This is a genomic window from Frigoribacterium sp. RIT-PI-h (assembly GCF_001297205.1).
Classification (GTDB): Bacteria; Actinomycetota; Actinomycetes; order Actinomycetales; family Microbacteriaceae; genus Frigoribacterium.
The window spans coordinates 25687-51139 of record NZ_LHOZ01000059.1 but is presented as its reverse complement, the minus strand read 5'-3'; the positions used below and the strand labels follow the sequence as shown (position 1 = coordinate 51139).

21 protein-coding genes are annotated in these 25453 nt (G+C 69.2%); 20 read left to right on the top strand and 1 reads right to left on the bottom strand.

Annotation, left to right across the window (positions count from 1 at the left end; all coding sequences use genetic code 11):
* Positions 1 to 255 precede the first annotated feature (255 nt).
* The 15 genes from rho to AEQ27_RS05670 all read left to right on the top strand — a co-directional run bounded on the left by rho (position 256) and on the right by AEQ27_RS05670 (position 14795).
* A complete protein-coding gene (gene rho, locus AEQ27_RS05740) occupies positions 256 to 2562 on the top strand; it encodes a transcription termination factor Rho (RefSeq protein WP_054145789.1) in 2307 nt (768 codons plus the stop codon).
* 2 nt (positions 2563 to 2564) lie between these two features.
* On the top strand, positions 2565 to 3647 hold the full coding sequence (prfA, locus tag AEQ27_RS05735) for a peptide chain release factor 1 (protein WP_054145788.1): 1083 nt from the start codon (positions 2565 to 2567) through the stop codon (positions 3645 to 3647).
* Positions 3644 to 4534 carry a peptide chain release factor N(5)-glutamine methyltransferase gene (prmC, locus tag AEQ27_RS05730; protein ID WP_235450992.1) on the top strand — a complete coding sequence of 297 codons (891 nt, stop codon included), beginning with the start codon at positions 3644 to 3646 and terminating at the stop codon, positions 4532 to 4534. The genes prfA and prmC overlap by 4 nt, the downstream gene beginning before the upstream one ends.
* 39 nt (positions 4535 to 4573) lie before the next feature.
* Positions 4574 to 5251 carry an L-threonylcarbamoyladenylate synthase gene (locus AEQ27_RS05725; RefSeq protein ID WP_054145787.1) on the top strand — a complete coding sequence of 226 codons (678 nt, stop codon included), beginning with the start codon at positions 4574 to 4576 and terminating at the stop codon, positions 5249 to 5251.
* On the top strand, positions 5248 to 6528 hold the full coding sequence (locus AEQ27_RS05720) for an MraY family glycosyltransferase (protein WP_054145786.1): 1281 nt from the start codon (positions 5248 to 5250) through the stop codon (positions 6526 to 6528). The genes AEQ27_RS05725 and AEQ27_RS05720 overlap by 4 nt, the downstream gene beginning before the upstream one ends.
* A complete protein-coding gene (locus AEQ27_RS05715) occupies positions 6525 to 6950 on the top strand; it encodes a hypothetical protein (RefSeq protein WP_054145785.1) in 426 nt (141 codons plus the stop codon). Before AEQ27_RS05720 ends, AEQ27_RS05715 begins: the two co-directional genes overlap by 4 nt.
* Before the next feature lie 182 nt (positions 6951 to 7132).
* Positions 7133 to 7939 (top strand): F0F1 ATP synthase subunit A, encoded by an 807-nt coding sequence (gene atpB, locus AEQ27_RS05710; protein ID WP_043594504.1) that lies wholly within the window; start codon positions 7133 to 7135, stop codon positions 7937 to 7939.
* 54 nt (positions 7940 to 7993) lie between these two features.
* Positions 7994 to 8227 (top strand): ATP synthase F0 subunit C, encoded by a 234-nt coding sequence (atpE, locus tag AEQ27_RS05705; protein WP_043594505.1) that lies wholly within the window; start codon positions 7994 to 7996, stop codon positions 8225 to 8227.
* A 20-nt stretch (positions 8228 to 8247) separates the two neighbouring features.
* Positions 8248 to 8808 carry a F0F1 ATP synthase subunit B gene (locus AEQ27_RS05700; protein WP_054145784.1) on the top strand — a complete coding sequence of 187 codons (561 nt, stop codon included), beginning with the start codon at positions 8248 to 8250 and terminating at the stop codon, positions 8806 to 8808.
* A 2-nt stretch (positions 8809 to 8810) separates the two neighbouring features.
* Positions 8811 to 9605, top strand: a complete 795-nt coding sequence (locus tag AEQ27_RS05695) for a F0F1 ATP synthase subunit delta (protein WP_054145783.1) — start codon at positions 8811 to 8813, stop codon at positions 9603 to 9605.
* A gap of 59 nt (positions 9606 to 9664) precedes the next feature.
* The gene (gene atpA / locus AEQ27_RS05690; protein ID WP_054145782.1) at positions 9665 to 11302 is read left to right on the top strand and encodes a F0F1 ATP synthase subunit alpha; all 1638 of its coding nucleotides are present in this window, start codon (positions 9665 to 9667) and stop codon (positions 11300 to 11302) included.
* A 44-nt stretch (positions 11303 to 11346) separates the two neighbouring features.
* Positions 11347 to 12246 (top strand): F0F1 ATP synthase subunit gamma, encoded by a 900-nt coding sequence (locus AEQ27_RS05685; RefSeq protein WP_043594511.1) that lies wholly within the window; start codon positions 11347 to 11349, stop codon positions 12244 to 12246.
* 41 nt (positions 12247 to 12287) lie between these two features.
* A complete protein-coding gene (atpD, locus tag AEQ27_RS05680; protein WP_043594513.1) occupies positions 12288 to 13748 on the top strand; it encodes a F0F1 ATP synthase subunit beta in 1461 nt (486 codons plus the stop codon).
* Positions 13749 to 13750: 2 nt separating this feature from the next.
* A complete protein-coding gene (locus AEQ27_RS05675) occupies positions 13751 to 14011 on the top strand; it encodes a F0F1 ATP synthase subunit epsilon (protein WP_043594515.1) in 261 nt (86 codons plus the stop codon).
* A gap of 28 nt (positions 14012 to 14039) precedes the next feature.
* Complete coding sequence (locus AEQ27_RS05670) at positions 14040 to 14795, top strand: YaaA family protein (RefSeq protein WP_054145781.1); 756 nt, start codon at positions 14040 to 14042, stop codon at positions 14793 to 14795.
* Positions 14796 to 14828: 33 nt separating this feature from the next.
* Here AEQ27_RS05670 and AEQ27_RS05665 read toward each other — a convergent pair whose 3' ends face one another.
* A complete protein-coding gene (locus AEQ27_RS05665; protein ID WP_082383277.1) occupies positions 14829 to 15389 on the bottom strand; it encodes a methylated-DNA--[protein]-cysteine S-methyltransferase in 561 nt (186 codons plus the stop codon).
* Between the two features lie 380 nt (positions 15390 to 15769).
* Between AEQ27_RS05665 and AEQ27_RS05660 the strand changes: the two genes are divergently transcribed.
* The 5 genes from AEQ27_RS05660 to AEQ27_RS05640 all read left to right on the top strand — a co-directional run bounded on the left by AEQ27_RS05660 (position 15770) and on the right by AEQ27_RS05640 (position 25341).
* Positions 15770 to 16126, top strand: coding sequence for an FHA domain-containing protein (locus tag AEQ27_RS05660; protein ID WP_054145780.1), 357 nt, complete (start codon positions 15770 to 15772; stop codon positions 16124 to 16126).
* Positions 16123 to 16920, top strand: coding sequence for a PP2C family serine/threonine-protein phosphatase (locus AEQ27_RS05655; RefSeq protein WP_054145779.1), 798 nt, complete (start codon positions 16123 to 16125; stop codon positions 16918 to 16920). Before AEQ27_RS05660 ends, AEQ27_RS05655 begins: the two co-directional genes overlap by 4 nt.
* Positions 16921 to 17095: 175 nt before the next feature.
* Complete coding sequence (locus AEQ27_RS05650) at positions 17096 to 18517, top strand: serine/threonine-protein kinase (RefSeq protein WP_054145778.1); 1422 nt, start codon at positions 17096 to 17098, stop codon at positions 18515 to 18517.
* Positions 18517 to 24333: an Ig-like domain-containing protein gene (locus AEQ27_RS05645; RefSeq protein WP_054145777.1), complete on the top strand. Its 5817-nt coding sequence runs from the start codon at positions 18517 to 18519 to the stop codon at positions 24331 to 24333. Before AEQ27_RS05650 ends, AEQ27_RS05645 begins: the two co-directional genes overlap by 1 nt.
* A gap of 36 nt (positions 24334 to 24369) precedes the next feature.
* The gene (locus AEQ27_RS05640; RefSeq protein ID WP_054145776.1) at positions 24370 to 25341 is read left to right on the top strand and encodes a MoxR family ATPase; all 972 of its coding nucleotides are present in this window, start codon (positions 24370 to 24372) and stop codon (positions 25339 to 25341) included.
* The last annotated feature ends 112 nt before the right edge of the window (positions 25342 to 25453 follow it).

Genomic DNA, 25453 nt, shown 5'->3' with positions numbered 1-25453 from the left:
TGGGGTCACAAGTCTTCGAGTCCCCGGGTCGCACATCCCGTAGTGCACATCTAGCAGTGTTCGTCTGCCGATCCGGTCGGCGCGCACCGCACCTCCCAGGCCTCCTGCTCATCCCGAGCAGCTGCTCGTTCAGGGCAGAACCGGCACAGGGTCGCCCCCTCGGGGCGAACCCGATCAGTGCAGGTCCGAAGCCACGAGGTGTGACCAGCTCTGCCCCGCCGATCAACGCGGGGGAGCGAAAGGAACCCATCACTCGTGACTGACGTCCAGAACGGCGCCGCTGCGCCGTCCACGCCCGAACTCACCGCCATGCGCCTGCCCCAGCTGCAGGCCCTCGCCTCGTCGCTGGGCATCAGCGGCATCTCGAAGCTGCGCAAGGGCGACCTCGTCGCCGCCATCGCGGCGAAGCAGGGCGAGGGGGCCGCCGTCGAGGTCGCCCCCCAGCCGACGCTCGACGGGGTCGTCGACGCAGGCGTCCCGGCCTCGGTCGAGACCGCTGTGGCCGAGGGCGCCGAGGCTCCCGTGGTCGAGGCGACCACCGAGCCCGCCGAAGCACCGACCCGCGCCCGCCGCGGCTCGCGTCGGGCCACGTCCGCGGCCGGGGCCCCCGCGCCCCGTACCGCAGGCGAGCACGTCAACGCCCGCCAGCCCGGTGGCCCCCCTCCCGGCGCGGCCCCCGCCACCGAAGCCGCCACCGTCGAGGCGCCCGCCGCCGAGCAGGCCCCGACCGAGCAGGCTCCGACCGAGCCGGTCGCCGTCTCCGAGCGCCCGTCCCGCCGGCGTGGCTCGCGCCGCGCCTCCGACGCGTCCGTTGCCGCCGACGCGGCGCAGCCCGGTGCGGCGGCCGAGGCGCCCGCCGCCGCCGAGTCGGCCTCCGCCGAGACCGCCCCGTCCGCGACCGCCGACGAGGTCGGCTCCGACCAGCAGGGCCAGAACGACCAGCAGGCGTCCGACCAGCAAGCGTCCGACCAGCAGGGCGGCGACCAGCAGAACGGTGGCCAGCAGGGTGGCGGCCGCCGCAGCCGCAACCGCAACCGCGGCAAGGGTGGTCAGCAGCAGGCCCAGGCAGACCAGAACGGTGGCCAGCAGAACGGTGGCCAGCAGAACGGCGCCCAGAAGGCCGATGCGCAGCAGAACGGCCAGCAGCGTGGCGACCAGCAGCAGAACGGCCAGCAGCGCAGCGAGCAGCAGCGCGCGGACCAGAAGGCCGAGCAGCAGGCCCAGCGTGAGGCCGGCGAGAAGAACGACGCCGCCCGCGGTGAGCATTCCGGCAACGGCCCGCAGTCCGGTGGACAGAACGACGAGGGCGGCCGACAGGGGCGTGGCCGTCAGCGTGACCGCAAGCGCGGCCGTGGTGGTCAGAACGACGACGTCGAGCCCGAGATCGGCGAGGACGACGTCCTCATCCCCGTCGCGGGCATCCTCGACGTCCTCGAGAACTACGCCTTCGTGCGCACCACGGGCTACCTGCCCGGTGCGAGCGACGTCTACGTCTCGCTCGGCCAGGTCAAGAAGTACCACCTGCGCAAGGGCGACGCGGTCGTCGGCGCCATCCGTCAGCCCCGTGAGGGCGACCAGGGCCAGGGGCGCCAGAAGTACAACGCGATCGTCCGGATCGACTCGATCAACGGCCAGCCCGTCGACGAGGCGGCCAAGCGCGTCGAGTTCAGCAAGCTGACCCCGCTCTACCCCCAGGAGCGCCTCCGTCTCGAGACCGAGCCCCAGAAGCTCTCGACCCGCATCATCGACCTCGTGTCGCCGATCGGCAAGGGGCAGCGCGGTCTCATCGTCTCGCCGCCCAAGGCGGGCAAGACCCTCGTGCTGCAGTCGATCGCCAACGCCATCGCGATCAACAACCCCGAGGTGCACCTCATGGTCGTGCTCGTCGACGAGCGCCCCGAAGAGGTCACCGACATGCAGCGCACGGTCAAGGGCGAGGTCATCGCCTCGACCTTCGACCGTCCCGCCGAAGACCACACCACGGTCGCCGAGCTGGCCATCGAGCGCGCCAAGCGCCTCGTCGAGCTGGGCCACGACGTCGTCGTGCTGCTCGACTCGATCACGCGTCTCGGCCGGGCGTACAACCTGGCCGCACCCGCGTCGGGTCGCATCCTCTCGGGTGGCGTCGACTCGTCCGCCCTGTCCCCGCCGAAGCGCTTCTTCGGCGCGGCGCGCAACATCGAGAACGGCGGTTCGTTGACCATCCTCGCGACCGCCCTCGTCGAGACCGGTTCGAAGATGGACGAGGTCATCTTCGAGGAGTTCAAGGGCACCGGCAACATGGAGCTCCGCCTGTCGCGCCACCTGGCCGACAAGCGCATCTTCCCCGCCGTCGACGTGAACGCCTCGGGCACGCGACGTGAAGAGATGCTGCTCAGCCCCGACGAGGTCAAGATCACCTGGCGCCTGCGCCGGGCCCTGGCCGGACTCGACCAGCAGCAGGCCCTCGAGATCGTCCTGCGCAACCTGCGCGAGACGCAGTCGAACGTCGAGTTCCTCGTCCAGGTCCAGAAGTCGGTCCCCGCCTCGAACGGACACGACTCCGGCCACAAGGAGCACTGAGCGTGTTCGAGTCGGTGGCCGTGCTGCTGGCCGAGCACGACGACCTGCAGACGCAGCTCAGCGATCCGGCCGTCCACGCCGACGCCGCCCGCGCCAAGAAGATCAACCGCCGCTACGCAGAGCTCAGCCGCATCGTGGCTGCCCACTCGGCGTGGCAGCAGGCGGGTGAAGACCTCGAGGCCGCGCGCGAACTCGCGAAAGAGGACGAGGCGTTCGCCGACGAGGTGCCCGGCCTCGAGCAGGCGCTCGACGAGTCCCAGGAACGCTTGCGGCGCCTCCTGATCCCGCGCGACCCGGACGACGGGCGCGACGTGATCATGGAGATCAAGGGCGGGGAGGGCGGGGCCGAGAGCGCCCTGTTCGCGGCCGACCTGCTGCGCATGTACCTGCACTACGCCGAGTCGAAGGGCTGGAAGTCCGAGATGATCGCGAGCGACGACTCCGACCTCGGCGGCTACAAGAACGTGCAGGTCGCGCTCAAGTCGAACGCGTCCGACCCCTCGCAGGGCGTCTGGGCGCACCTCAAGTACGAGGGCGGCGTGCACCGCGTGCAGCGGGTGCCGGCGACCGAGTCGCAGGGGCGCATCCACACCTCGACCACGGGCGTGCTCGTGTTCCCCGAGGTCGACGAGCCCGAAGAGGTCGACATCAACCAGAACGACCTCAAGATCGACGTCTACCGGTCGAGCGGCCCCGGCGGACAGTCGGTCAACACGACCGACTCCGCCGTCCGCATCACCCACCTGCCCACGGGCATCGTGGTCGCGATGCAGAACGAGAAGAGCCAGCTGCAGAACCGCGAGGCCGGCATGCGCGTCCTGCGGGCCCGCATCCTGGCCCGTCAGCAAGAAGAGCAGGCGGCCATCGCGTCGGACGCCCGCAAGAGCCAGATCCGGGGAATGGACCGGTCGGAGCGCATCCGCACCTACAACTTCCCCGAGAACCGCATCGCCGACCACCGCACCGGCTACAAGGCGTACAACCTCGACGCGGTCATGGACGGTGCGCTCGACCCCGTGGTCGAGTCGTGCATCCAGGCCGACGAAGAGGCGCGTCTCGCCGAGATCTGCGACACCGCGTCGTGACCGACGCGATCGCCACGGCCTTCGACGGCGTGACGACGGTCGACGCGGCCCTCCGGGTCGCATCGGCCGTCCTCGCCGACGTCGGGGTGCCGTCGCCCGACGTCGACGCCGAACTCCTGCTCGCGCACGTCACGGGCCTGGCCAGGGGAGTCGTCCGGGCGAGGGCCGTCACCGCGGCGCCGTTGACGACGGACGAGCAGGAGGCGCTGGTCGCCGTCATCACGCGCCGCGCCTCCCGCGAGCCACTGCAGCACATCACGGGGCGGGCGTCCTTCCGACACCTCGAGCTGCACGTGGGGCCCGGCGTCTTCGTCCCGCGGCCCGAGACCGAAGGCGTCGCGCAACTGGCGATCGACGCCCTCCGCGCCGTGCCGGACGCGTCACCCGTCGCCGTCGATCTCGGAACCGGCAGCGGTGCCCTCGCGTTGGCGATGGCCTCCGAGGTGCCGACGGCGAACGTCACCGCCGTCGAGCTGTCTCCCGAGGCGGCGGTGTGGACCCGTCGCAACATCGCCGCGGTGGGCGTCGACAACGTGCGCCTCGTCGAGGGCGACCTCGCCGACGCCCTTCCCGAACTCGACGGCACGGTCTCGGTCGTGGTGTCGAACCCGCCGTACGTGCCCGTGGGCATGATCGCGCGCGACCCCGAGGTGCGCCTCCACGATCCCTCTCTCGCCCTGTACGGCGGCGAGGACGGCCTCGACCTCGTCCGGGCGCTGTCCCTCACCGCCCGACGACTCCTGCGCCCCGGGGGAGTGCTGGTCATCGAGCACGGCGAGCTCCAAGGAGGCGCGATCCGCGACCTCCTGACGGCCGACGGATGGCGATCCCCGGCCACGCATCCCGACCTCACCGATCGCGACCGGGCCACGACGGCGGTGCGCTGACCGGGTTCTCCCGGTCCGTCGCACTATCATCGTCAGGTCATGGCCACTTTTCACGACTGCTCCGTCGACTCCGAACTGCTCGCCGGCATGCGCATGGCGCGCGGTGCCATCGGGCGAGGCGAGCTCGTCGTCCTGCCGACCGACACGGTGTACGGCGTCGCGGCCGACGCGTTCGATCCGACCGCCGTGCAGCGCCTGCTCGACGCCAAGGGTCGTGGCCGTCAGTCACCGCCTCCGGTGTTGATCAAGGGGCAAGAGACCCTCGCCGCGCTCACCGACCGGGTGCCCGAGGTCGTCCGTCCGTTGCTCGACGAGTTCTGGCCCGGCCCGCTCACGGTGATCTTCCGTGCGCAGGCGTCGCTCAGCTGGGACCTCGGCGAGACGCGCGGCACCGTCGCCCTGCGCGTGCCGAGCCACCGGATCGCCCTCGAGCTGCTCGAAGAGACCGGCCCGCTCGCGGTGTCGAGCGCCAACCTCACCGGCCGACCCGCTGCCGAGTCGGCGGGCGACGCGCGTCGCATGCTCGGCGACTCGGTGTCGGTCTACCTCGACGACGGCCCCGCGGGCACGTCGTACGAACACCGGGTCGGCGCCAACACGGGGTCGACGATCGTCGACGCCACGGGGGGTGCCGACGGGGTTCTGCGCATCGTGCGCCACGGCGTCCTGTCCGACGCCGACATCATCCGCGTCGTCGGGGTCGACGCCCTCGCGTGAGGTACTACCTCCTCGCGCTGGCGATCTCGGCGGCGGTCAGCTTCGTGCTGTCCGTCGTCGTCTGGCGGGTGGGTCTCAAGTACCGCCTCTATCCCAAGATCCGCGAGCGTGACGTCCACCAGACGCCGACGCCACGACTCGGGGGCATCGCGATGTGGGCGGGCATCGTCGTGGCGCTGCTCGCGGCGTGGTTCGTCTTCCCGCTGATCTCGGGAGTCGACTACTTCCGTCTCGTCTTCGCCGACGCGGGGCCTCCGTTGGCCATCATCGGAGCCGCCACGATCATCGTCGTCATCGGAGTCGTCGACGACCTGTACGACCTCGACTGGATGACCAAGCTCGCGGGTCAGATCATCGCCGCCGGCGTCCTCGCCTGGCAGGGCGTGCAACTCGTCTCGCTGCCCATCGGCGGCAGCCTGGCCATCGGCTCGCCGTACATGTCCCTCGTTCTCACGGTCCTGACGATCGTCCTCGTGATGAACGCCGTCAACTTCATCGACGGTCTCGACGGCCTCGTGGCCGGTGTCGCCATCATCGCCAACGGCGTCTTCTTCGTCTACAGCTTCGTCATCTCGATCACCATCGGCCAGACCGAGTACTTCAACCTCGCGGCCCTGCTCTCGGCCGTGCTCATCGGAGCCTGTCTCGGCTTCCTGCCGCTGAACTGGCACCCGGCCAAGCTCTTCATGGGCGACGCGGGCGCGCTGCTCACCGGCCTCGTCATGGCGACGAGCGCGATCTCGGTCACCGGGCAGATCGACCCGGCCGGGATCTCCCGGACGGCCCTGCTGCCGGCATTCATCCCGATCATCCTGCCGTTCGCGATCCTCGTCGTGCCGTTGCTCGACTTCGGCCTGGCCGTCCTCCGACGACTGAGCGCCGGCAAGTCCCCGTTCACCGCGGATCGCAAGCACCTGCACCACCGCCTGCTCGACATGGGGCACTCACACTTCCAAGCCGTCCTGATCTTCTACGCCTGGACGATCGTGGCGGCCGTCGGCGGTCTCATGTTCCTCTTCGTCAAGCCGACCTACCTGGTCGCCGTGTTCCTCGGCGTCGGGTTGGTCGCCTGCACCGCTGCCACGTTGTCGCCGCTCAGCCGCCGCAAGAGGGTCGAGATCGCCGTCCAGACGACCCGCACGGATGAACTCTCGACGACGGAGTCCGACCGGTTCGACCCGCTCGACGCCGCCTCGGACGTCCTCGATCCGCACGACACCGACACCGCGGCCGAGGCCGTGGTGCCCGAACTGACGAACCCGAAGGACCACCCATGAACGCCAGCTCGATCTTCACCCAGATCCTGAAGTACACGGGCCTGCTCGCCCTCGTCATCGCCGTGGTCGGAGGGGGGCTCGGCTACCTCTTCGCCGGCACCGACGGCCTGTGGAGCGCCCTCGTCGGGGTGGGGCTCGCGATCCTCTTCGCGGCGATCACGGCCGCGAGCATGCTGGTGGCGATCCGGTTCACTCTCGGGGCGTTCTTCGGCATCGTGATGGGTGCCTGGTTGCTCAAGCTGGTCATCTTCATCGTGTTGCTCGTCGTGCTGCGTGACCAGCCGTTCGTGAACGACGTGGTGCTCTTCCTGGCCCTCGTCGTCTCGATCATCGGCACGCTCGCGGTCGACGCCCTCGTGGTCGTCCGGGGGCGCCTGGCGTACGTCAGCGACGCGGCGCTGCCCCCTGCTCCCCAGGACTGACGGTCATGCGTGCACACGGTGAAAATACCTCGACCGATTCGTGCAAGCAACCATTACCTTGATAGGGTTGGCAGTGTTCCCCGGCCGCGTCTCCAGCGTGCACGGATGACAAACCCCACCAATCGTCGCGACACTTCAGGGTGCTCGCCCCGACACAGGAGATAGCGCTGATAGCGAACGCTGTGAACCTGCTCTCCGCTGCCGAAGCCGGCCACGGGGACGGGGGATTCCACGCCCCGACTCTTGACGAGTTCTTCCCTCCCGCCATCTTCTTCGAGGGCACCCCCTTCGAGCTGAACCGCATCATGCTGGTCCGCCTCTTCGCGATCGCCGTCATGTTGCTGCTGTTCTGGCTGGCCCTGCGCAAGGGACGGCTCATCCCGTCCCGTGGGCAGAGCATCGCAGAGCTGGGCCTCGACTTCGTCCGCATCCAGATCGTCGAGGAGATCCTCGGCGAGAAGCTCGGACGCAAATACCTGCCGTTGCTGGCGGCGATGTTCTTCGGCATCTTCGCCATGAACATCACGGGCATCATCCCGGGTCTCAACATCGCGGGCACCTCGGTGATCGCCATGCCGCTGCTCCTGGCGGTCGTGGCGTACATCATGTTCATCTACGCGGGCTTCCGTGAGGCCGGCGGAGCGACGTTCCTGCGCAACGCCCTCTTCCCGCCCGGTGTGCCGTGGGTCATGTACATCCTGCTGACGCCCATCGAGTTCATCAACATCTTCATCGTGCGGCCGATCTCGCTGGCCCTCCGACTCCTCTTGAACATGATGGTCGGCCACCTCCTGCTGGTGCTCTGCTTCGCGGCGACGCACTTCTTCTTCTTCAGCATGAGCGGGGGCTTCATGGCCTTCGGCGCTCTCACCCTCATCGGTGGCTTCGTGATGACCATCGTCGAGATGGCCGTCGCCGTGCTGCAGGCCTACGTCTTCACGCTCCTCGCCTCGGTCTACATCCAACAGGCCGCGGCGAAAGAACACTAAATACAGACGACGCACGTCATCCGACGTGCATCGCCCAACCGGAAGGAAACACAAGTGGACACCACCACGATCCTCGCTGAGATCAACGGCAACATCGCGACCGTCGGCTACGGCCTCGCTGCGATCGGCCCCGGCATCGGTATCGGCATCGTCGCGGGCAAGACCGTCGAGGCCATGGCTCGCCAGCCCGAGCTGGCCGGCCGCCTCCAGGTCACGATGTTCCTCGGCATCGCGTTCACCGAGCTGCTGGGCTTCATCGGCCTCGCCGCCGGCTTTATCTTCTCCTGATCAGTTAGGACGACACACCGATGATCGAGACGATCCTCGCGGCCGAGGGTGGTGCGCCCGAAGGCGCCGCCATCTTCTTCCCCGCTGGTTACGACATCCTCTGGTCCTTGGTCGTCTTCGTGGTCATCGCCGCGTTCTTCGGGCTCTTCGCGATCCCCAAGTTCCGCAGGATCCTCGACGAGCGTGCCGAGCGCATCGAAGGCGGCATCAAGCACGCCGAGGCCGCACAGGCCGAGGCTGCCAAGGCCCTCGACGAATACAAGAAGCAGCTGGCCGACGCTCGTGCCGAGGCGGCCCGCATCCGTGAGGCCGCGCGCGCCGAGGGCAACGAGATCATCGCCGAGCTCAAGCAGCAGGCGCAGGCCGATGCCGACCGCATCACCGCCTCTGCCCACGCGCAGATCGAGGCCGAGCGTCAGGCCGCCGTGGCCTCGCTCCGGTCCGAAGTCGGCTCGCTGGCGATCGACCTCGCGTCGGGCGTCATCGGTGAGTCGCTGAGCGACGATGCCAAGGCCTCGGCCGTGGTCGACCGCTTCCTCGCCGACCTCGAGGCGGACGAGAACGCTAAGGCGGGCAACTGACGATGGGTTCCATGTCCCGAGAAGCACTCGGTTCGGCGCGGTCGGTCCTCTCCGATCTCGGCGGGTCGGTCGACCTGACGACGGGTGAGCAACTGCTCGACGCCGGCCGGGTCGTCGGCGGCTCCGTTCAGCTGCAGTCGTACCTCGCCGACCCCGCCGTCGACGTCACGACGAAGAAGCAGCTGCTCGACCGGCTCTTCGGGTCGTTCTCCGAGTCGACACGAGCGGTGCTCGTGTCGGTCGTCGGCAGCCGCTGGTCGTCGTCCGACGATCTGCTCGCCGGCATCGAAGAGGTCGCCTTCCGGGCGATCGCGTCGACCACCCCGGCCGACAGCAGCATCGAGAACGAGTTGTTCGCCTTCGACGCCGCCGTTCGCACGGACGCGCAACTCGAACTGGCCATCGGCTCCAAGCTGGGCGACCCGGACGCGAAGGCGGCCCTGGTCCAGCGTCTCCTCGGAGGCAAGGCCAGCCCTCAGACGATCGCCATCGCCATGCACCTGGTGCGACAGCCTCGCGGTCGTCGCATCGGCGAGTTGTTGCGTCATGCGGCCGACGTCGTCGCCGACCAGTCCGACCAACTCGTCGCCACCGTCACGAGTGCCGTCCGTCTCGACGAGGCCCACGTCACACGACTGCAGCACGGTTTGGCCAGGCAGTTCGGGCGTAGCCTGCGCATCAACCAGGTCATCGATTCCGCCGTCGTCGGCGGTCTCCGGGTCCAGGTGGGCGACGAGGTCATCGACGGCACCGTCGCGACCAAGCTCAGCCTGCTCCGCCTGCAGCTCGCCGGCTAGTCACGCTCTCACACACAGACTCGAGGCCTCCCGAAGCCTCGCTACGAATAGGAATCACAATGGCAGACATCAAGATCAGCCCGGATGAGATTCGCGACGCGCTGAAGGACTTCGTCTCGTCGTACGACCCTTCGAAGGCCTCGACCACCGAGGTCGGCCACGTCACGGACGCAGCCGACGGCATCGCCCACGTCGAGGGGCTCCCCGGCGTCATGGCCAACGAGCTCATCCGCTTCGCGGACGGCACGCAGGGCCTGGCCCAGAACCTCGACGAAGACGAGATCGGCGCCATCGTGCTCGGCGAGTTCTCCGGCATCGAAGAAGGCATGGAGGTCACCCGCACGGGTGAGGTCCTGTCCGTCCCCGTCGGCGACGGCTACCTGGGTCGCGTCGTCGACCCGCTGGGTGCTCCCATCGACGGTCTCGGCGACATCGCCACCGAAGGACGCCGCGCCCTCGAGCTGCAGGCTCCCGGCGTCATGCAGCGCAAGTCGGTCCACGAGCCCATGCAGACCGGGATCAAGGCGATCGACGCCATGATCCCCGTCGGACGTGGCCAGCGTCAGCTCATCATCGGCGACCGCCAGACCGGCAAGACGGCCATCGCGATCGACACGATCATCAACCAGAAGGCCAACTGGGAGTCCGGCGACGAGAACAAGCAGGTCCGCTGCATCTACGTCGCCATCGGCCAGAAGGGCTCGACGATCGCCTCGGTCAAGGGCGCCCTCGAAGAAGCCGGAGCCATGGAGTACACGACGATCGTCGCCGCTCCCGCCTCGGACCCCGCCGGCTTCAAGTACCTCGCCCCGTACACCGGTTCGGCCATCGGCCAGCACTGGATGTACAGCGGCAAGCACGTCCTCATCATCTTCGACGACCTGTCGAAGCAGGCCGAGGCCTACCGTGCCGTCTCGCTCCTCCTGCGCCGTCCGCCGGGACGCGAGGCCTACCCGGGTGACGTCTTCTACCTGCACTCGCGTCTCCTCGAGCGTTGCGCGAAGCTGTCCGACGAGCTGGGCGCCGGTTCCATGACGGGTCTGCCCATCATCGAGACCAAGGCCAACGACGTGTCGGCGTACATCCCGACCAACGTCATCTCGATCACCGACGGTCAGATCTTCCTGCAGTCGGACCTCTTCAACGCCAACCAGCGTCCTGCGGTCGACGTCGGCATCTCGGTGTCGCGCGTCGGTGGTGACGCCCAGGTCAAGTCGATCAAGAAGGTCTCGGGCACCCTGAAGCTCGAGCTCGCCCAGTACCGTTCGCTCGAGGCCTTCGCGATGTTCGCGTCCGACCTCGACGCGGCGAGCCGCCGTCAGCTCGCACGTGGTGCTCGCCTGACCGAGCTCCTCAAGCAGCCGCAGTACTCGCCGTACCCGGTCGAGGACCAGGTCGTCTCGATCTGGGCCGGTACCAACGGCAAGCTCGACGAGGTCCCCGTGCCCGACATCCTGCGCTTCGAGCGGGAACTTCTCGACTACATGGGTCGCAACACGTCCGTGTTGTCCGATCTCCGTGAGAAGAACGTCCTGACGGACGAGATCGTCGCAGCTCTCGAGAGCGGCATCGACTCGTTCAAGCAGGAGTTCCAGACCGGTGAGGGCAAGCCCCTCGCTTCGGTGGGACGCGAAGAGTTCGAGGCCACCGACGCCGACGACGTCAACCAGGAGAAGATCGTCAAGACGAAGCGCTGACGCGCCCGTTCGACGTTCACGACTGACGAGACAACAGGAGAGTAATGGGAGCCCAACTCCGGGTCTACCGGCAGAGGATCCGCTCTGCGCAGACGACCAAGAAGGTCACTCGCGCGATGGAGCTCATCTCGGCCTCGCGCATCCAGAAGGCGCAAGCCCGGATGAAAGCCTCCGGGCCGTACTCGCGGGCCATCACGCGTGCGGTGTCGGCCGTGGCGACGTTCTCGGACGTCGACCACGTGCTGACCACCGAGCCCGAGACGGTCGAACGTGCCGCGATCGTCGTGTTCACGTCCGATCGCGGTCTCAACGGTGCGTTCAGCTCGAACACGTTGAAAGAGAGCGAGCAGCTCGCACAACTGCTGCGGAGCCAGGGCAAAGAGGTCGTCTATTACCTCGTGGGTCGCAAGGCCCAGGGGTACTTCGCCTTCCGACGTCGTGACGCCGAGCAGGTGTGGACCGGCAACACCGACCAGCCCGAGTTCGCCACGGCGAAAGAGATCGGCGACGCGGTCGTGTCCAAGTTCCTCACCGAGGCGGCCGAGGGCGGCGTGGACGAGATCCACATCGTCTACAACCGCTTCGTGAACATGGTCAGCCAGGTCCCCGAGGTCGTCCGTCTGCTTCCCCTCGAGGTCGTCGAGGGCATAGAAGAGCCCGGCGAGGACGAGGTCCTCCCGCTGTACGACTTCGAGCCCGACCCGACCGAGGTCCTCGACGCCTTGTTGCCGGTCTACATCGAGAGCCGCATCTTCAACGCCATGCTGCAGTCGGCCGCTTCCGAGCACGCCGCCCGTCAGAAGGCCATGAAGGCAGCCAGTGACAACGCCGACACCCTCATCCGCGACTTCACCCGCCTGGCCAACAACGCGCGCCAGGCCGAGATCACGCAGCAGATCTCCGAGATCGTGGGCGGCGCAGACGCCCTCGGGTCGGCCAAGTAGAGCTCTGCACCACAGCATCATCATCCGAAGAGAGAGAAGCCATGACTGACACCGCAACCGCACCGGTCGCGACCGAGTCGGCTCCCGGCGTCGGGCGCATCGCCCGGGTCACGGGCCCCGTCGTCGACATCGAGTTCCCGCACGATGCCATCCCCGGCGTCTACAACGCGCTGACCACGAAGATCACCATCGGTGACACGACCACGCAGATCACGCTCGAGGTCGCCCAGCACCTCGGCGACGACCTCGTCCGTGCCATCGCCCTCAAGCCCACCGACGGCATCGTCCGCGGGCAAGAGGTCATCGACACCGGCGCCCCCATCTCCGTGCCCGTCGGTGACGTCACCAAGGGCAAGGTCTTCAGCGTCACGGGCGAGATCCTCAACCTCGAGGGTGACGAGACCGTCGAGATCACCGAGCGTTGGCCGATCCACCGCAAGCCCCCGAAGTTCGACCAGCTCGAGTCGAAGACCCAGCTCTTCGAGACGGGCATCAAGTCCATCGACCTCCTGACGCCTTACGTGCAGGGCGGCAAGATCGGCCTCTTCGGTGGTGCGGGCGTCGGCAAGACCGTCCTCATCCAAGAGATGATCCAGCGTGTCGCCCAGGACCACGGCGGTGTGTCGGTGTTCGCCGGTGTCGGCGAGCGTACCCGTGAGGGCAACGACCTCATCGCCGAGATGGACGAGGCGGGCGTGTTCGACAAGACCGCCCTGGTCTTCGGCCAGATGGACGAGCCGCCGGGAACCCGTCTCCGCGTCGCGCTCTCGGCCCTCACCATGGCCGAGTACTTCCGTGACGTGCAGAAGCAGGACGTGCTGCTCTTCATCGACAACATCTTCCGCTTCACACAGGCCGGTTCCGAGGTCTCGACCCTTCTCGGTCGCATGCCCTCGGCCGTGGGTTACCAGCCCAACCTCGCCGACGAGATGGGAGTGCTCCAGGAGCGCATCACCTCGACGCGTGGTCACTCGATCACCTCGCTTCAGGCGATCTACGTGCCGGCCGACGACTACACCGACCCGGCCCCCGCGACGACCTTCGCGCACCTCGACGCGACCACCGAGCTGTCGCGCGAGATCGCGTCGCAGGGTCTCTACCCCGCGATCGACCCGCTGACGTCGACCAGCCGCATCCTCGACCCCCGTTACCTGGGCCAGGCTCACTACGACACGGCCATCCGGGTCAAGGCCATCCTGCAGAAGAACAAAGAGCTGCAAGAGATCATCGCCATCCTCGGTGTCGACGAGCTGTCCGAAGAGGACAAGATCACGGTGTCGCGTGCCCGTCGCATCCAGCAGTTCCTCTCGCAGAACACCTACATGGCGAAGAAGTTCACCGGTGTCGAGGGGTCGACCGTCCCGCTTAAGGACACCATCGAGTCCTTCACCGCCATCGCCGACGGCGAGTTCGACCACGTCGCCACGCAGGCGTTCTTCAACGTCGGTTCCATCTCGGACGTCGAAGAGAAGTGGGCTCAGATCCAGAAGGAGAACGGCTGATCGTGGCTGCTCTCACTGTCAGCGTCGTCTCGGCCGACCACGAGGTGTGGTCGGGCGAGGCGTCGTCGATCGTCGCTCGCACCGCCGAGGGTGAGATCGGAATCCTTCCCGGTCACGAGCCGATCCTCGCCATCCTGGCCTCAGGCCAGGTGAGGGTCCGGTTGTCCGACGGCACCACCGTCGAAGCGACCGCCGACGACGGCTTCCTCTCCGTCGAGAACGACACCGTGACGGTCGTCGCACGCAACGCGCAGCTCAACTGATCACCTGTCGTCTGCACCACCGAGCTCCATGCTGTTCCTGCTGCCCCCGTCCGAGACCAAACTCGACGGGGGCAGCGTCGGTTCACGGCTCGATGTGGCGGCACTGTCGTTCGACGGACTCGAGGGCCCTCGCCGCGCCTCCTTGGCCCTGCTCGACGAGATGTCGGAGGACGTCTCGGCGGCCGCCGTCGCCCTCAAGCTCGGACCCACCCAGGCGCACGAGGTCGAGCGCAACCAGCGTGTGGAGGTGTCGCCCACGATGCCGGCTCTGGCGCGCTACACGGGCGTCCTCTTCGATCCCCTCGGCGTGGCACTGCTCGGTGCCGACGCATGGAGCTGGGCCCACCGACACGTGGTGGTGCACTCGGCCCTGTTCGGTTTGCTCCGGGCCGGCGACGAGATCCCGGCCTACCGGCTGTCGCACGATTCCAAGCTGCCTCGGACGTCGTTGAAGAAGCTCTGGCGCGGGCCGGTGTCCGACGTGCTGGCCGACGTCGACGAATTCGTCGTCGACCTGCGATCGGAGGGATACGTCGGCCTCGGGCCGACAGGTCCCCGATCGACGTACGTCCGGGTCGTCTCGGACGCGGGCGACCGACGTCGGGCCCTCAACCACTTCAACAAGAAGAGCAAGGGGTTGTTCGTCCGGGCTCTCCTGGCGGATCGCCCCGAACTGTCCGACATCGACGACCTGACGCACTGGGCCCGCGGTCGGGGCTTCGTGCTCGAGCCAGGGGACGAGACCGTCCTCGTGGCCGAGTCGGTCCTCGAGGCATCGGTCTGATCGTCGGCCGAACGACCTGTCGCCGTCCCCGGCTCAGTCGAGGGGCACAGGACCGTCTCGGAACGCGATGCCCTCGTGGCGGAGGAGCCACTTCTTCGTCTCGACACCTGCACCGACGGTGTAGCCGGTGACTCCGCCCGTCCGACCGAGCACGCGGTGGCAGGGGACGAGCAGGGGCAGCGGGTTCGCCGCGACGGCTCCACCGACGGCTCGCCCGGCCCGGGGGTTGCCGAAGGTCCCGCCGAGCCGTCCGTAGGTCGTGGCCCGTCCCCACTCGACGTCGAGCAGCGCGGACCAGACCGAGCGCTGGAAGCTCGAACCGACCAGGCGGAGGGGGAGGTCGAAGCGGGTGCGCACCCCTTCGAAGTAGCCGTCGACCTGTCGCCGGGCGGCATCGAGCAGACTGTCGGGCCGTTCGGGTTGATCGTCGTGGGGCAGCACGCCGCCGCGCTCGATCGCCAGGCCCTCGACGGCGAAGTGCCGGCTGACGATCTCGATGCGTCCGACGGGGGAGTCGAGCCGGACCAGTCCCGGCGGTTCGTCGGCGCCGGCTCGGCCGGGCGGCAGCGGGGGCACGAGGACGAGGTCGGTCATGGCGTCACGCTAGGGCCGGAATGCGACCCGGATGATGGTGCACGGCGCCGATGTGCATCGACGGCACCCCGCCGAGCATGGGGAGGAGGCGTCGCGCGGCGCCACGCCGACGCGGTCTGCGTCACTCCGCGCGCTAGCGTGGAGGTCGTGGTCGCCGACGCGCGCCACGGCCCCGGGGAGAGGAACGAGATGTCCGCCGCACAGTCACCAGACCCGGGCACGAACGCCACGGGATCGACGACACGGTCGGCGGCCGTCGCGCCCGCCCCTCGGACGCCGCGGCCGCGGGCGCCACGGCCCCCCGGGTGCCCCCGCCGGGGCCCGCGGCGACGGGCCGGGAGCCGGACGCGCCCCCCCGCCCCGCACCGCGCCTCCACGGCGTGAGGGTCGCCGGGCAGGACCTGCTGCTCGACGCGCCCGTCGTGGTGGGGCGTCGGCCCGCCGGGCCGCGCGTCGGCTCGGGGCCCGTCCCACGGCTGGTGACCGTGCCGTCTCCCCGCCAGGAGGTCTCGGGCGCCCACGTGGACGTGCGCCAGCAAGGAGGCATCGTCGTGGTCACCGACCTGCGCTCGACGAACGGGACCCGGGTGATCGAGCCGGGACGCGTTCCCGTGGTTCTCCGGCAAGGCGAGTCGCTCGTCGCGCGTGCAGGCACGATAGTGGACGTAGGTGACGGGAACCTTCTCGAGATCCTGCCTCCCCAGCGCATCATCCCGACGAAAGAACCCCTCCTGTGACAGAGCTCGGCCGCCCCACGACCGCCCACGCCCTCGGCCTCGACGGCCCGGGGCTCACCTTGGACTGGGCGGGGGTGACCGACGTCGGCCGTCGCCGAGCCCACAACGAGGACAGCTACCTCGCCGAGGCCCCGCTCTTCGTGGTGGCGGACGGCATGGGCGGGCACAGCGCCGGCGACGTGGCCAGCGACGCGGTCGTGCGCCGCATGAGCGAGATCGCGTCCCGGCCGTTCGCCACGACGGGCGACGGCGAGACGGCCCTGCGCGTCGCCCCCGAGGACATCGCCGGCGCGGCTGCCGACACCGAGCTCGGGGTCGGCACGACGGCCACCGGGGCGTTCCTCTCCCGCGAAGCAGACGGTGCCGAGGTCGACTTCACGGTCTTCAACGTGGGTGACTCGCGCGTGTACATGTTCGAGGACGGTCGTCTGCGCCAGGTCACCGTCGACCACTCCGTCGTCCAGGAGATGGTCGACGCCGGGCTCCTGCACGCGGACGACGCCGAGAAGCACCCCGACAGCAACGTCATCACCCGGGCGGTCGGGTTCGACGTCGACCCGCGACCGGACTACTGGCGGGTCCCCGCCCGACCCGGCCTGCGCCTCCTCGTCTGCTCGGACGGCCTCACCAAAGAGCTCTCGGCGGATCGGATCGCCGAGGTGCTGGGCGGTGTCGAGGGTGCCGAACCGGCGGCGACGGCCCTCGTCGCGGCCGCCGTCGAGGCGGGCGGGCGCGACAACGTCACGGCCCTCGTCGTGGACGTCCGAGGCGTGGAAACATCTGAGGCCGACTAGGCCCGACACGCACCCGTGCACGACCCGGCCCCCGAAATGGGGGGACCCGGGCTGTCCACAGGGTGGCTCTCGGGCCTCTCGGGCGTCAGGGGCCCCCGCGTAGAATGGCTGCGGTCGGACCGACGCCGACCGGCTCCACCCAGCCGACCCGGCATCGATCCCCAGAGGAGGCGACGTGGCTCGACGACTGCCTTCGGCGCCCCCCGTGCTGCCGGGCTTCTCGCACGTGCGCGTGCTGGGATCGGGCGGCTTCGCCGACGTGTTCCTCTACGAACAGAACATGCCACGCCGGCAGGTGGCGGTGAAGGTCATGCTCAGCGAGGTCGTGAACGACCAGGTCCGGCAGATGTTCCAGGCCGAGGCGAACCTCATGGCCCAGCTCAGCGCCCACCCGTCCATCCTCACGGTGTTCCAGGCCAGTGTCTCGGCCGACGGCCGCCCCTACCTGGTGATGGAACTCTGCTCGTCGTCGCTGAGCGAGAGGTACCGGCGCGACCGCATCCCCGTCGCGGACGTCCTGCGCATCGGCGTCAAGATCGGCAGCGCGGTCGAGACGGCCCACCGGCAGGGCGTCCTCCACCGCGACCTCAAACCGTCGAACATCCTCATGACGGCCTACGGCCATCCCGTGCTGTCCGACTTCGGCATCGCCGCGTCACTCAGCGAGAGCGAGCCGCAAGAGGTCGTCGGCATGTCCATCCCGTGGTCGGCGCCCGAGGTGTTGCTCGACGAGACGAACGGCACGATCGAGTCCGAGGTGTGGTCGCTCGGCGCGACGGTGTACTCGTTGCTCGCCGGTCGGAGCCCGTTCGAGGTCCTCGGCGGCGACAAGAACGGCGCCTCCGACCTGATCGGCCGCATCGACAAGGCCAAGCTCGTGCCCACCGGTCGGACGGACGTCCCGCCCACGCTCGAGCGACTGCTCGCGAGGTCCATGTCGCGTCGCCCCGAGAACCGCCAGGCCAGCGTCCTCGAGTTCGTGCGCGAGCTGCAGCAGGTCGAGAGCGAGATCGGCGTCGTCCAGACGCCCATCGAGGTGGCCGTCGACGACTGGGCCCTCGCGACCGTGGCAGACCTCGAGGACAAGACGCGCCTCCGAGGGGTCACCCCCGTGCAGGCCTCCCGGCGTCGTCGCCGACGTCGGGCGACCGAGGCGCAGGTCCAGGCGCAGCACGGCGGTTCGCCCCAACAGAGTCGCGCGGTTCCTCGCAGCACGGGAACGCGCCCGGCGCGACGTCGGTCCGTGCTCGTCATGACCTGGGCCCTCGTGGCGGTGTCCGTCGTGGGCATCGGCCTGGCGGCCGCAGCGACGCTCGTGCTCGTCCGCTCGACGTCGACCGACATCCCCCGGGTGGCCGACGTCGCGTCGTCGAGCGACGGGTCTTCGGTGGTCTTCACCTGGAGCGACCCGGGACTCCGGGCAGGTGACACCTACGTCATCTCGACCGGCGGGCAGACGAGCCAGCAGTCCGCCGACCGGTTCGTCGCCACCCCCGCCGACCCGGGGGACGAGGTCCGCATCACCGTCACCGTGAGCCGCGGTGGGTCGACCGGCCCGGCGAGCAACGAGAACTGCGCAACGGCGGGTCAGGGCTGATGGGGCGGCGGCGCGACTGGGCCGCCCGTCGCCGATCCGCCGTGGTCACCGGCGTCGGGGTCGTTGTGGTGGCCGCGCTGGTGACGACGATCGCCGTGGCCAGCAACGGCTACGAGGCCCAGCGCGTGGACCTGTCCGACGGCACGGTCTGGGTGGCGAATGGTGAACGGTCCGCGATCGGCCGGGCCAACACCGACGTCCTGCAGCTGAACTCCGCCGTGCGCGGCACCGGTGCCGACCTCTCGGTCGTGCAGCGCGGGCAGGACGTCCTCCTCGTCGACCGCAGCAACGCGACGGTCGGCGTCGTCGACACCGCGACGGCCGAGGTCGCCGAGAGCGTCCCGCTGCCCCCGGAGTCACCCGACGTGTCGATCGCGGGCGACCGGGCGCTCGTCGTCTCGCAGGGTACGGGCGAGGTGTGGAGCCAACCGCTCTCCGACCTGTCGTCCTTCAGCAACGAGGTCGATCCCGACCTCAGCCTCGGCAAGGGACTGGTCACCAGCGTCACGGCCGACGGCACCGTGGCCGCCTATTCGACCGACACCGGTCAGGTCTCGCTCTTCGACGGCACGGTGTCACCCGATGTCACCGAGACGCACGACGTGCCGGCCTCGTCGTCGGCCGGGTACCAGGTGGCCTCCGTGGGCAGCCACTGGGCCGTGCTCGACGCCGTCACGGGGGCCCTGGTCGTCGACGGACGTCAGGTCGACCTGTCCGATCGGGCCTCGGGTGGGCTCGCCCTGCAGGCCGGGTCCGACACGGGCGACGAGGTCCTCGTCGCCACGTCCACCGGCCTCCTGTCCGTGTCGACCGACTCGTCGCGGGTGACCGAGGTCGTCGGCGGACGCGCGGGCAAGCCCGCGCGACCCGTGGTCGTCGGCGACTGCCGTTTCGCCGCCTGGGCGGGCGGTTCGGCGTGGAGCGACTGCGCATCGGCCCGCGGGGGAGTCCTCGACCTCGACCAGGCCACCGGAGGCGCGGACCTCGTCTTCGACGTCAACGCACGTCGGGTCGTGCTGAACGATCCGGCGACGGGGCGGTCGTGGGCCGTCCAGCGCTCCGGCCAGCTGATCGACAACTGGTCCGACCTCTTCCAGGAGGACCGCGACCAGGAGGAGCAGCAGGAGAACGACGACGAGCAACCGCCCGAGCTCGATCTCGACCAGAAACCACCGGTCGCCGTGGACGACGCGTTCGGTGCACGACCGGGTCGGGCGAGCACCGTGCCCGTCCTGCTCAACGACTACGACCCGAACGGTGACCCGCTCGTGATCGACGACGTGTCCACTCTCGACGACTCCGTCGGCCGACTCGACCTCGTCAACGATCGGCAGCAGGTGCTGCTCACCCTCGCCGACTCGGCTTCGGGCACGTTCACGTTCGACTACACGATCTCCGACGGCCGTGGCGGCCAGGCGAGTGCGACGGTCGCCGTCACCGTGCGACAGCCGTCCGAGAACTCGCCGCCGCAGCAGGCGCGCAGGACGACCGCGTCGGTGTCGTCGTCGGGGCGCGTCACCACCTCGGTCCTGGGCGACTGGATCGACCCCGACGGCGACGCCTTCTACCTGACCTCGGCGGGTGGGGTGGCCGGGGTGTCGTACAAGCCGTCAGGCGACGTCGTCTACCAGGACGCCGGTGCGGGCGAGACGACCGTCGACGTCCCGTTGACGGTCTCGGACGGCCGTGACGAGGGGCGGGGGGCGCTCTCGATCGGCGTGATGGGGGCGGGCCAGGTACCGCTCGAGGCCCTGCCCTTCTCACAACAGGCCTACGCGGGCCAGCAGCTGACCGTGCGACCGCTGACCTACGCACGGGGCGGCACGGGCACGATCAAGTTGAACAGCGTCCCGGCGAAGGACGGCGTCACCGTCACGCCGAACTACGAACAGGGGACGTTCCGGTTCCTCAGCGACGCGCCGGGGACCCACCTCCTCGAGTACACCGTGACGGACGGCGACCAGACGGCGACCGGCACGGTCCGGGTGGACGTCCAGTCCCCTCCGGATGCGGGCACACCACCGATCACGACGCCCAAGACGATCTTCGTCGAGACGCTGGGCACGCAGACGCTCGACGTCGTGGCGACCGATCGAGACCCGGCCAACAACGTCCTCATGCTCACGGCGACCGACGTCGTACCCGCCTCGTCCGGCATCAGGGTCGAGACACTCGACCAGCGCTACGCCCGCATCACGCTCGCAGCTCCGCTCGACGACGGGCCGGTGACCTTCGGCTACACCGTCAGCAACGGCCTCGCCTCGGCCACCGGTACGGTGACGGTCGTCGAGATCCCGCGCCGGGCGATCACCCAGCCCCCGATCGCGACCGACGACCAGGTGACCGTCCGGGTGGGGGACTCGATCGACATCGACGTCCTCGCGAACGACGAGCAGCCCGACGGCGACGAGCTGACGCTGGTGCCACGACTCGAGAGCGACGTCCCGGCCGGCAGCGGGTTGCTGTTCGCGTCGGGCAACCGTCTCCGATACCTGGCCCCGTCCACCCCGGGCAACGTCACGGCGACCTACACCGTCGAGGGCCCGGACGGGCAGCGGGCGTCCGCCCAGGTCGCCATCGCGGTCCGTGAAGTCGACGCCGGCAGCAACGCGGCGCCTGCACCCCAGTCGGTGACGGCGCGCGTCGTCGCCGGCGAGACGGTCCGCGTGGGGGTCCCCCTCGACGGGATCGATCCCGACGGCGATTCGGTCCAGCTGCTCGGGGTGGGCACGAACCCCGAGAAGGGCAGTGTGTCGACCGTCGGCACCGACTACGTCGAGTACCAGGCGAACGCCAGCTCGGCGGGCACCGACAGCTTCACGTACACGGTCGTCGACGGGTTGGGTGCCCGGGCCACCGGTACGGTCCGCGTGGGCATCTCGACCCGCGCCGACGGGTCGCGCAACCCGATCGCGGTCGCGGACGCGGTCACGATGCGACCGGGGGGTTCCATCACGGTCCGGGTGCTCGACAACGACTCGGACCCCGACGGGGGCGTGTTGTCGGTCGACGCGGTCGAGGCGAACGGCGAAGGCATCGTCGCCAAGGTCGTGTCGGGGACGATGGTGTCGGTGACGCCTCCCGAGACACCGGGCACGTACGGTCTCGTCTACACCGTGTCGAACGAGCGCGGTGGCCAGAGCTCGACCTTCGTCACCGTGACGGTCGATCCGGACGCGCCGCTGAACTACCCCCTCGCCGACGACACGGTGCTCGGACTCAGCGACATCTCCGGTCGGCAGACCGTCACGGTCAACCCGCTGACGAACGTGTTCTTCTCGGACGGCAGCACGTCGCAACTCGACCTCGGACTGGCGCCGGGCTTCGGCTCGACCGCCCAGGTGACACCGAACTCGCGCGTCACCGTCCGCATCACCGACTCGAGCCAGATCATCCCGTTCTCCGTCTCGAGGAAGGACGACCCCGGCATCCGCGCCTACGCGTTCATCGTCGTGCCCGGTTTCGACGACGCCCTCCCACAGGTCGACCGGACCGTCCGGCCGATCACGGTCGAGAGCGAGAAGGCCGTCACGATCGACCTCGACCGTTACGTCATCTCCGCCGGTACCAACGGCGTCCGACTGACCGACCCCGGAACCGTCCGGGCGACGAACTCGAACGGTGACGATCTCGTCGTCGACGACACGACCCTCCGCTTCACGTCGGCCGACCTGTTCTCGGGCACGGCCTCGATCTCGTTCCAGGTGACCGACGGCCGCTCGGCCGACGACCCGGACGGACGGACGGCGTCGCTCGTGTTGCCCATCACGGTGACGTCAAGAGAGAACCAACCGCCCGTCTTCAACGGCACCTCGATCGACCTCGAACCGGGCCAGTCCCGCACGCTCGACCTCGCCAGGCTCACCACGTATCCCTATCCGGACGACGTCGACGAGCTCAGCTACTCGATCGAGCAGAGCGGTGCGGCGGGCTTCGGCTTCGACCTGTCGGGGTCCAAGCTCACGGTGTCGGCGGACGCGGGCACGGCCAAGGGGACGAGCAGATCGCTGCCCGTCGCCGTCAGCGACGCACTCAATCCGGGCCGGAGCGGTGCCGTCACCCTGTCCGTGGTGGGATCGACCCGACCCCTCGCCCAACCGGCGGCCGACCGTGCCGTCGTCAAGCGCGGGGCATCGACCACGGTCGAGGTGCTGCAGAACGACCAGGCCACGAACCCCTTCCCCGGCCAGGCGCTCCGGGTGGTGGCGATCCGGGGACTGAACGGGTCGTCCGTCCCGGCAGGTGTCTCCATCACGCCGAGCGGTGACAACCGCAGTCTCGCCGTCTCGGTCGCGGCCTCCGCCGCCCCGGGCGACACCAACCTCCAGTACCAGGTGGCCGACGTCACGAACGACCCCGACCGCTACGTGTGGGGCACCGTCACGATCAGCGTGCAGGACGTTCCGAACGCCCCCAACGCACCGGTCCGGTCGGGCACGTTCAAGGGGGGACAGCTCACCCTCAGCTACACGGCTCCCGCGGCCAACAACTCGCCGCTGACCGGCTACCGTCTGATCGGCACCGGCTCGGCCGGCGGTTCGTATTCCAAGGACTGCGGTCTGGCCACCGTGTGCACCCTGACCGACCTCGACCCCGAGCAGACCTTCCGGTTCTCCGTGACCGCGGTCAACGGCATCGGCGAGTCGCCTGCCAGCGCGTCGAGCGCCCCGTACAGCGCCGACTACGTGCCCGCGGCACCGACCGGGGTGAGGGTCGTGCCGACCAGCACCGCCGGTGAGCTCCAGATCTCCTGGAACGCCGTTCCCAAGCCGAACCCCGGCACCGCGGTCGCGGGCTACACGGTGGAGGGCACGGGCCAGAACGCACCTGCACGACGTGACACGACCTCGACGTCGATGGTCGTCGGCGGGCTCGTCCCGGGGCAGCCTTACACCTTCAGGGTCTTCGCCCGGAACGCCGCCCAGGTCACCAGCGACACCGATTGGGCGCGGAGCGACGCCGCGCAGGCCTCCGCTTTCGGTCCTCCCGGTCAGACGGCCCCGAGTGCCGTCGTGCAGGCCGACGGTTCCATCCGGGTCTCGTGGTCGGATGCGTCGCCGGCCGGGTCCGCACCCGTCAGCTACTCCCTCTGGCGAAGCGAAGGCAACGTCGCGAGTACGGACTGTTCCCCGTCTCGGACACGACTCTCGTCGAACGCGTCCAGCCCCTCGGACGACAAGACGGCCGAGAACGGCAAGCGCTACACGTACTTCGTCTACGCGGACAACACCGTCTTCTGCTCCGCCTCGGCAACGTCCGTCTCCAGCCTGCCGGGGAAGGCGCGAGGAACGGTCACCGTCGAGAACAGCGGACAGGACCGGTTCGACGTGCGGGTGACGGATCTCGCCGTCGAGGGTGACGCCGACGGCGTCTTCTTCCAGGCGAAGTTCGGGGACAAGGACTGGGTGACCCCCTCGGCGGACGGTTACGTGACGTCACTCGCCGACTCGTCCGTCTACGGGCGCAACGCGTCAGTGGTCATCCGAGCCTGCCGGGCGACGAGCTGTTCCAACCAGAACTCGGATGCGAGCGCCGGCGTCACCCCGCTCCAGACCGTCGGGGAGATCACCTCGTGTCAGCCGGCAGGGAGGCTGAACACCAACGATCCTCGAAACAGCGGCGGTAGCACCTCCACCACGTTCGAGATCCAGTACAACGTGCCGATCCTCGGCATCACCAGCTGGCGGAACGCTTCGTCCGACGATCCGAGGGCCGTTCCGGAGGACGCCGAGCAGGTCCGGATCAGGGCGACGGTCGTCCCGGCGAGCGGCGATCCGCAGACTGCAGCGGGCTGGGTCACGGCAAACTGTGGCTGACGCCGCGACTCCCTCCCTCGAGAAAGACACGACACGATGAGCATGACCCCCGAGCAGGCGACCTGGTTCTCCGACATCTTCGGGCGCCTGGTGGCCAACGTCGACCAGGTGCTCCTAGGCAAGACCTTCGTCGTGCGGCTGTCGTTCACGGCTCTGCTGAGCGAGGGGCATCTGCTGCTCGAGGACTTCCCGGGCACCGGCAAGACCTCGCTCGCCCGCGCGATCGCGCAGAGCGTCCAGGGCACGAGCAACCGGGTCCAGTTCACGCCCGACCTCCTGCCCGGTGACATCACCGGCGTCAGCATCTACGACCAGAAGGCCGGTGAGTTCGAGTTCCACCGCGGGCCGATCTTCTCCAACATCGTGCTCGCCGACGAGATCAACCGGGCCAGCCCCAAGACGCAGTCCGCCCTGCTCGAGGTCATGGAAGAGAGCCGCGTGACGGTGGACGGCATCAGCCATCCCGTGGGTTCGCCGTTCATGGTGATCGCCACGCAGAACCCGGTCGAACAGGCCGGCACCTACCGTCTTCCCGAGGCCCAGCTCGACCGGTTCATCATGAAGACCTCGATCGGCTATCCCGACCACGCGGCGACCGTGCGCATCCTCGAGGGCTCGGCCACACGCGTCCACGAGGGCACCCTCAACCCGATCGTCCAGGCGGGGGTCATCACCGAGATGGCCCAGCTCGCCCGCACGGTGCACGTCGAGCCCACCATCAGCGACTACGTCGCCCGACTCGTCGACGGCACGCGCACCGCCCAGGAGGTCCGTCTCGGCGTGAGCGTGCGAGGTGCGCTGGCCCTCGTCCGCTCGGCCAAGACCTATGCGGCGTCCCTCGGCCGCCACTACGTGATCCCGGACGACGTCAAGTCGCTCGCCGAGCCCGTGCTCGCGCACCGTCTCGTGCTCGACCCCGAAGCGGAGTTCGACGGCGTCACGCCGTCCAGCGTCGTCAGCCAGCTGCTCATCGAGACGGCGCCACCCGCCGAACGGGTAGCCGTGTGAGCGAGCGTCCCCGAGGCACCGACCGGGCCGCCCGGCCCGTGCCGGGGTCGACCGCGGACGGCTCCCGCGCCGGTCGCACACGACCGCGGGGCGGCACCCGTGGTGTCGACCA

Excerpts from the sequence above, each read along its gene's own strand:
- AEQ27_RS05725 (WP_054145787.1), top strand. The coding sequence starts at position 4,574 with ATGGCCACTTTTCACGACTGCTCCGTCGACTCCGAACTGCTCGCCGGC.
- AEQ27_RS05715 (WP_054145785.1), top strand. The coding sequence starts at position 6,525 with ATGAACGCCAGCTCGATCTTCACCCAGATCCTGAAGTACACGGGCCTG.
- AEQ27_RS05700 (WP_054145784.1), top strand. The coding sequence starts at position 8,248 with ATGATCGAGACGATCCTCGCGGCCGAGGGTGGTGCGCCCGAAGGCGCC.
- AEQ27_RS05695 (WP_054145783.1), top strand. The coding sequence starts at position 8,811 with ATGGGTTCCATGTCCCGAGAAGCACTCGGTTCGGCGCGGTCGGTCCTC.
- atpA (WP_054145782.1), top strand. The coding sequence starts at position 9,665 with ATGGCAGACATCAAGATCAGCCCGGATGAGATTCGCGACGCGCTGAAG.
- AEQ27_RS05685 (WP_043594511.1), top strand. The coding sequence starts at position 11,347 with ATGGGAGCCCAACTCCGGGTCTACCGGCAGAGGATCCGCTCTGCGCAG.
- atpD (WP_043594513.1), top strand. The coding sequence starts at position 12,288 with ATGACTGACACCGCAACCGCACCGGTCGCGACCGAGTCGGCTCCCGGC.
- AEQ27_RS05670 (WP_054145781.1), top strand. The coding sequence starts at position 14,040 with ATGCTGTTCCTGCTGCCCCCGTCCGAGACCAAACTCGACGGGGGCAGC.
- AEQ27_RS05665 (WP_082383277.1), bottom strand. The coding sequence starts at position 15,389 with ATGACCGACCTCGTCCTCGTGCCCCCGCTGCCGCCCGGCCGAGCCGGC.
- AEQ27_RS05645 (WP_054145777.1), top strand. The coding sequence starts at position 18,517 with ATGGGGCGGCGGCGCGACTGGGCCGCCCGTCGCCGATCCGCCGTGGTC.
- AEQ27_RS05640 (WP_054145776.1), top strand. The coding sequence starts at position 24,370 with ATGAGCATGACCCCCGAGCAGGCGACCTGGTTCTCCGACATCTTCGGG.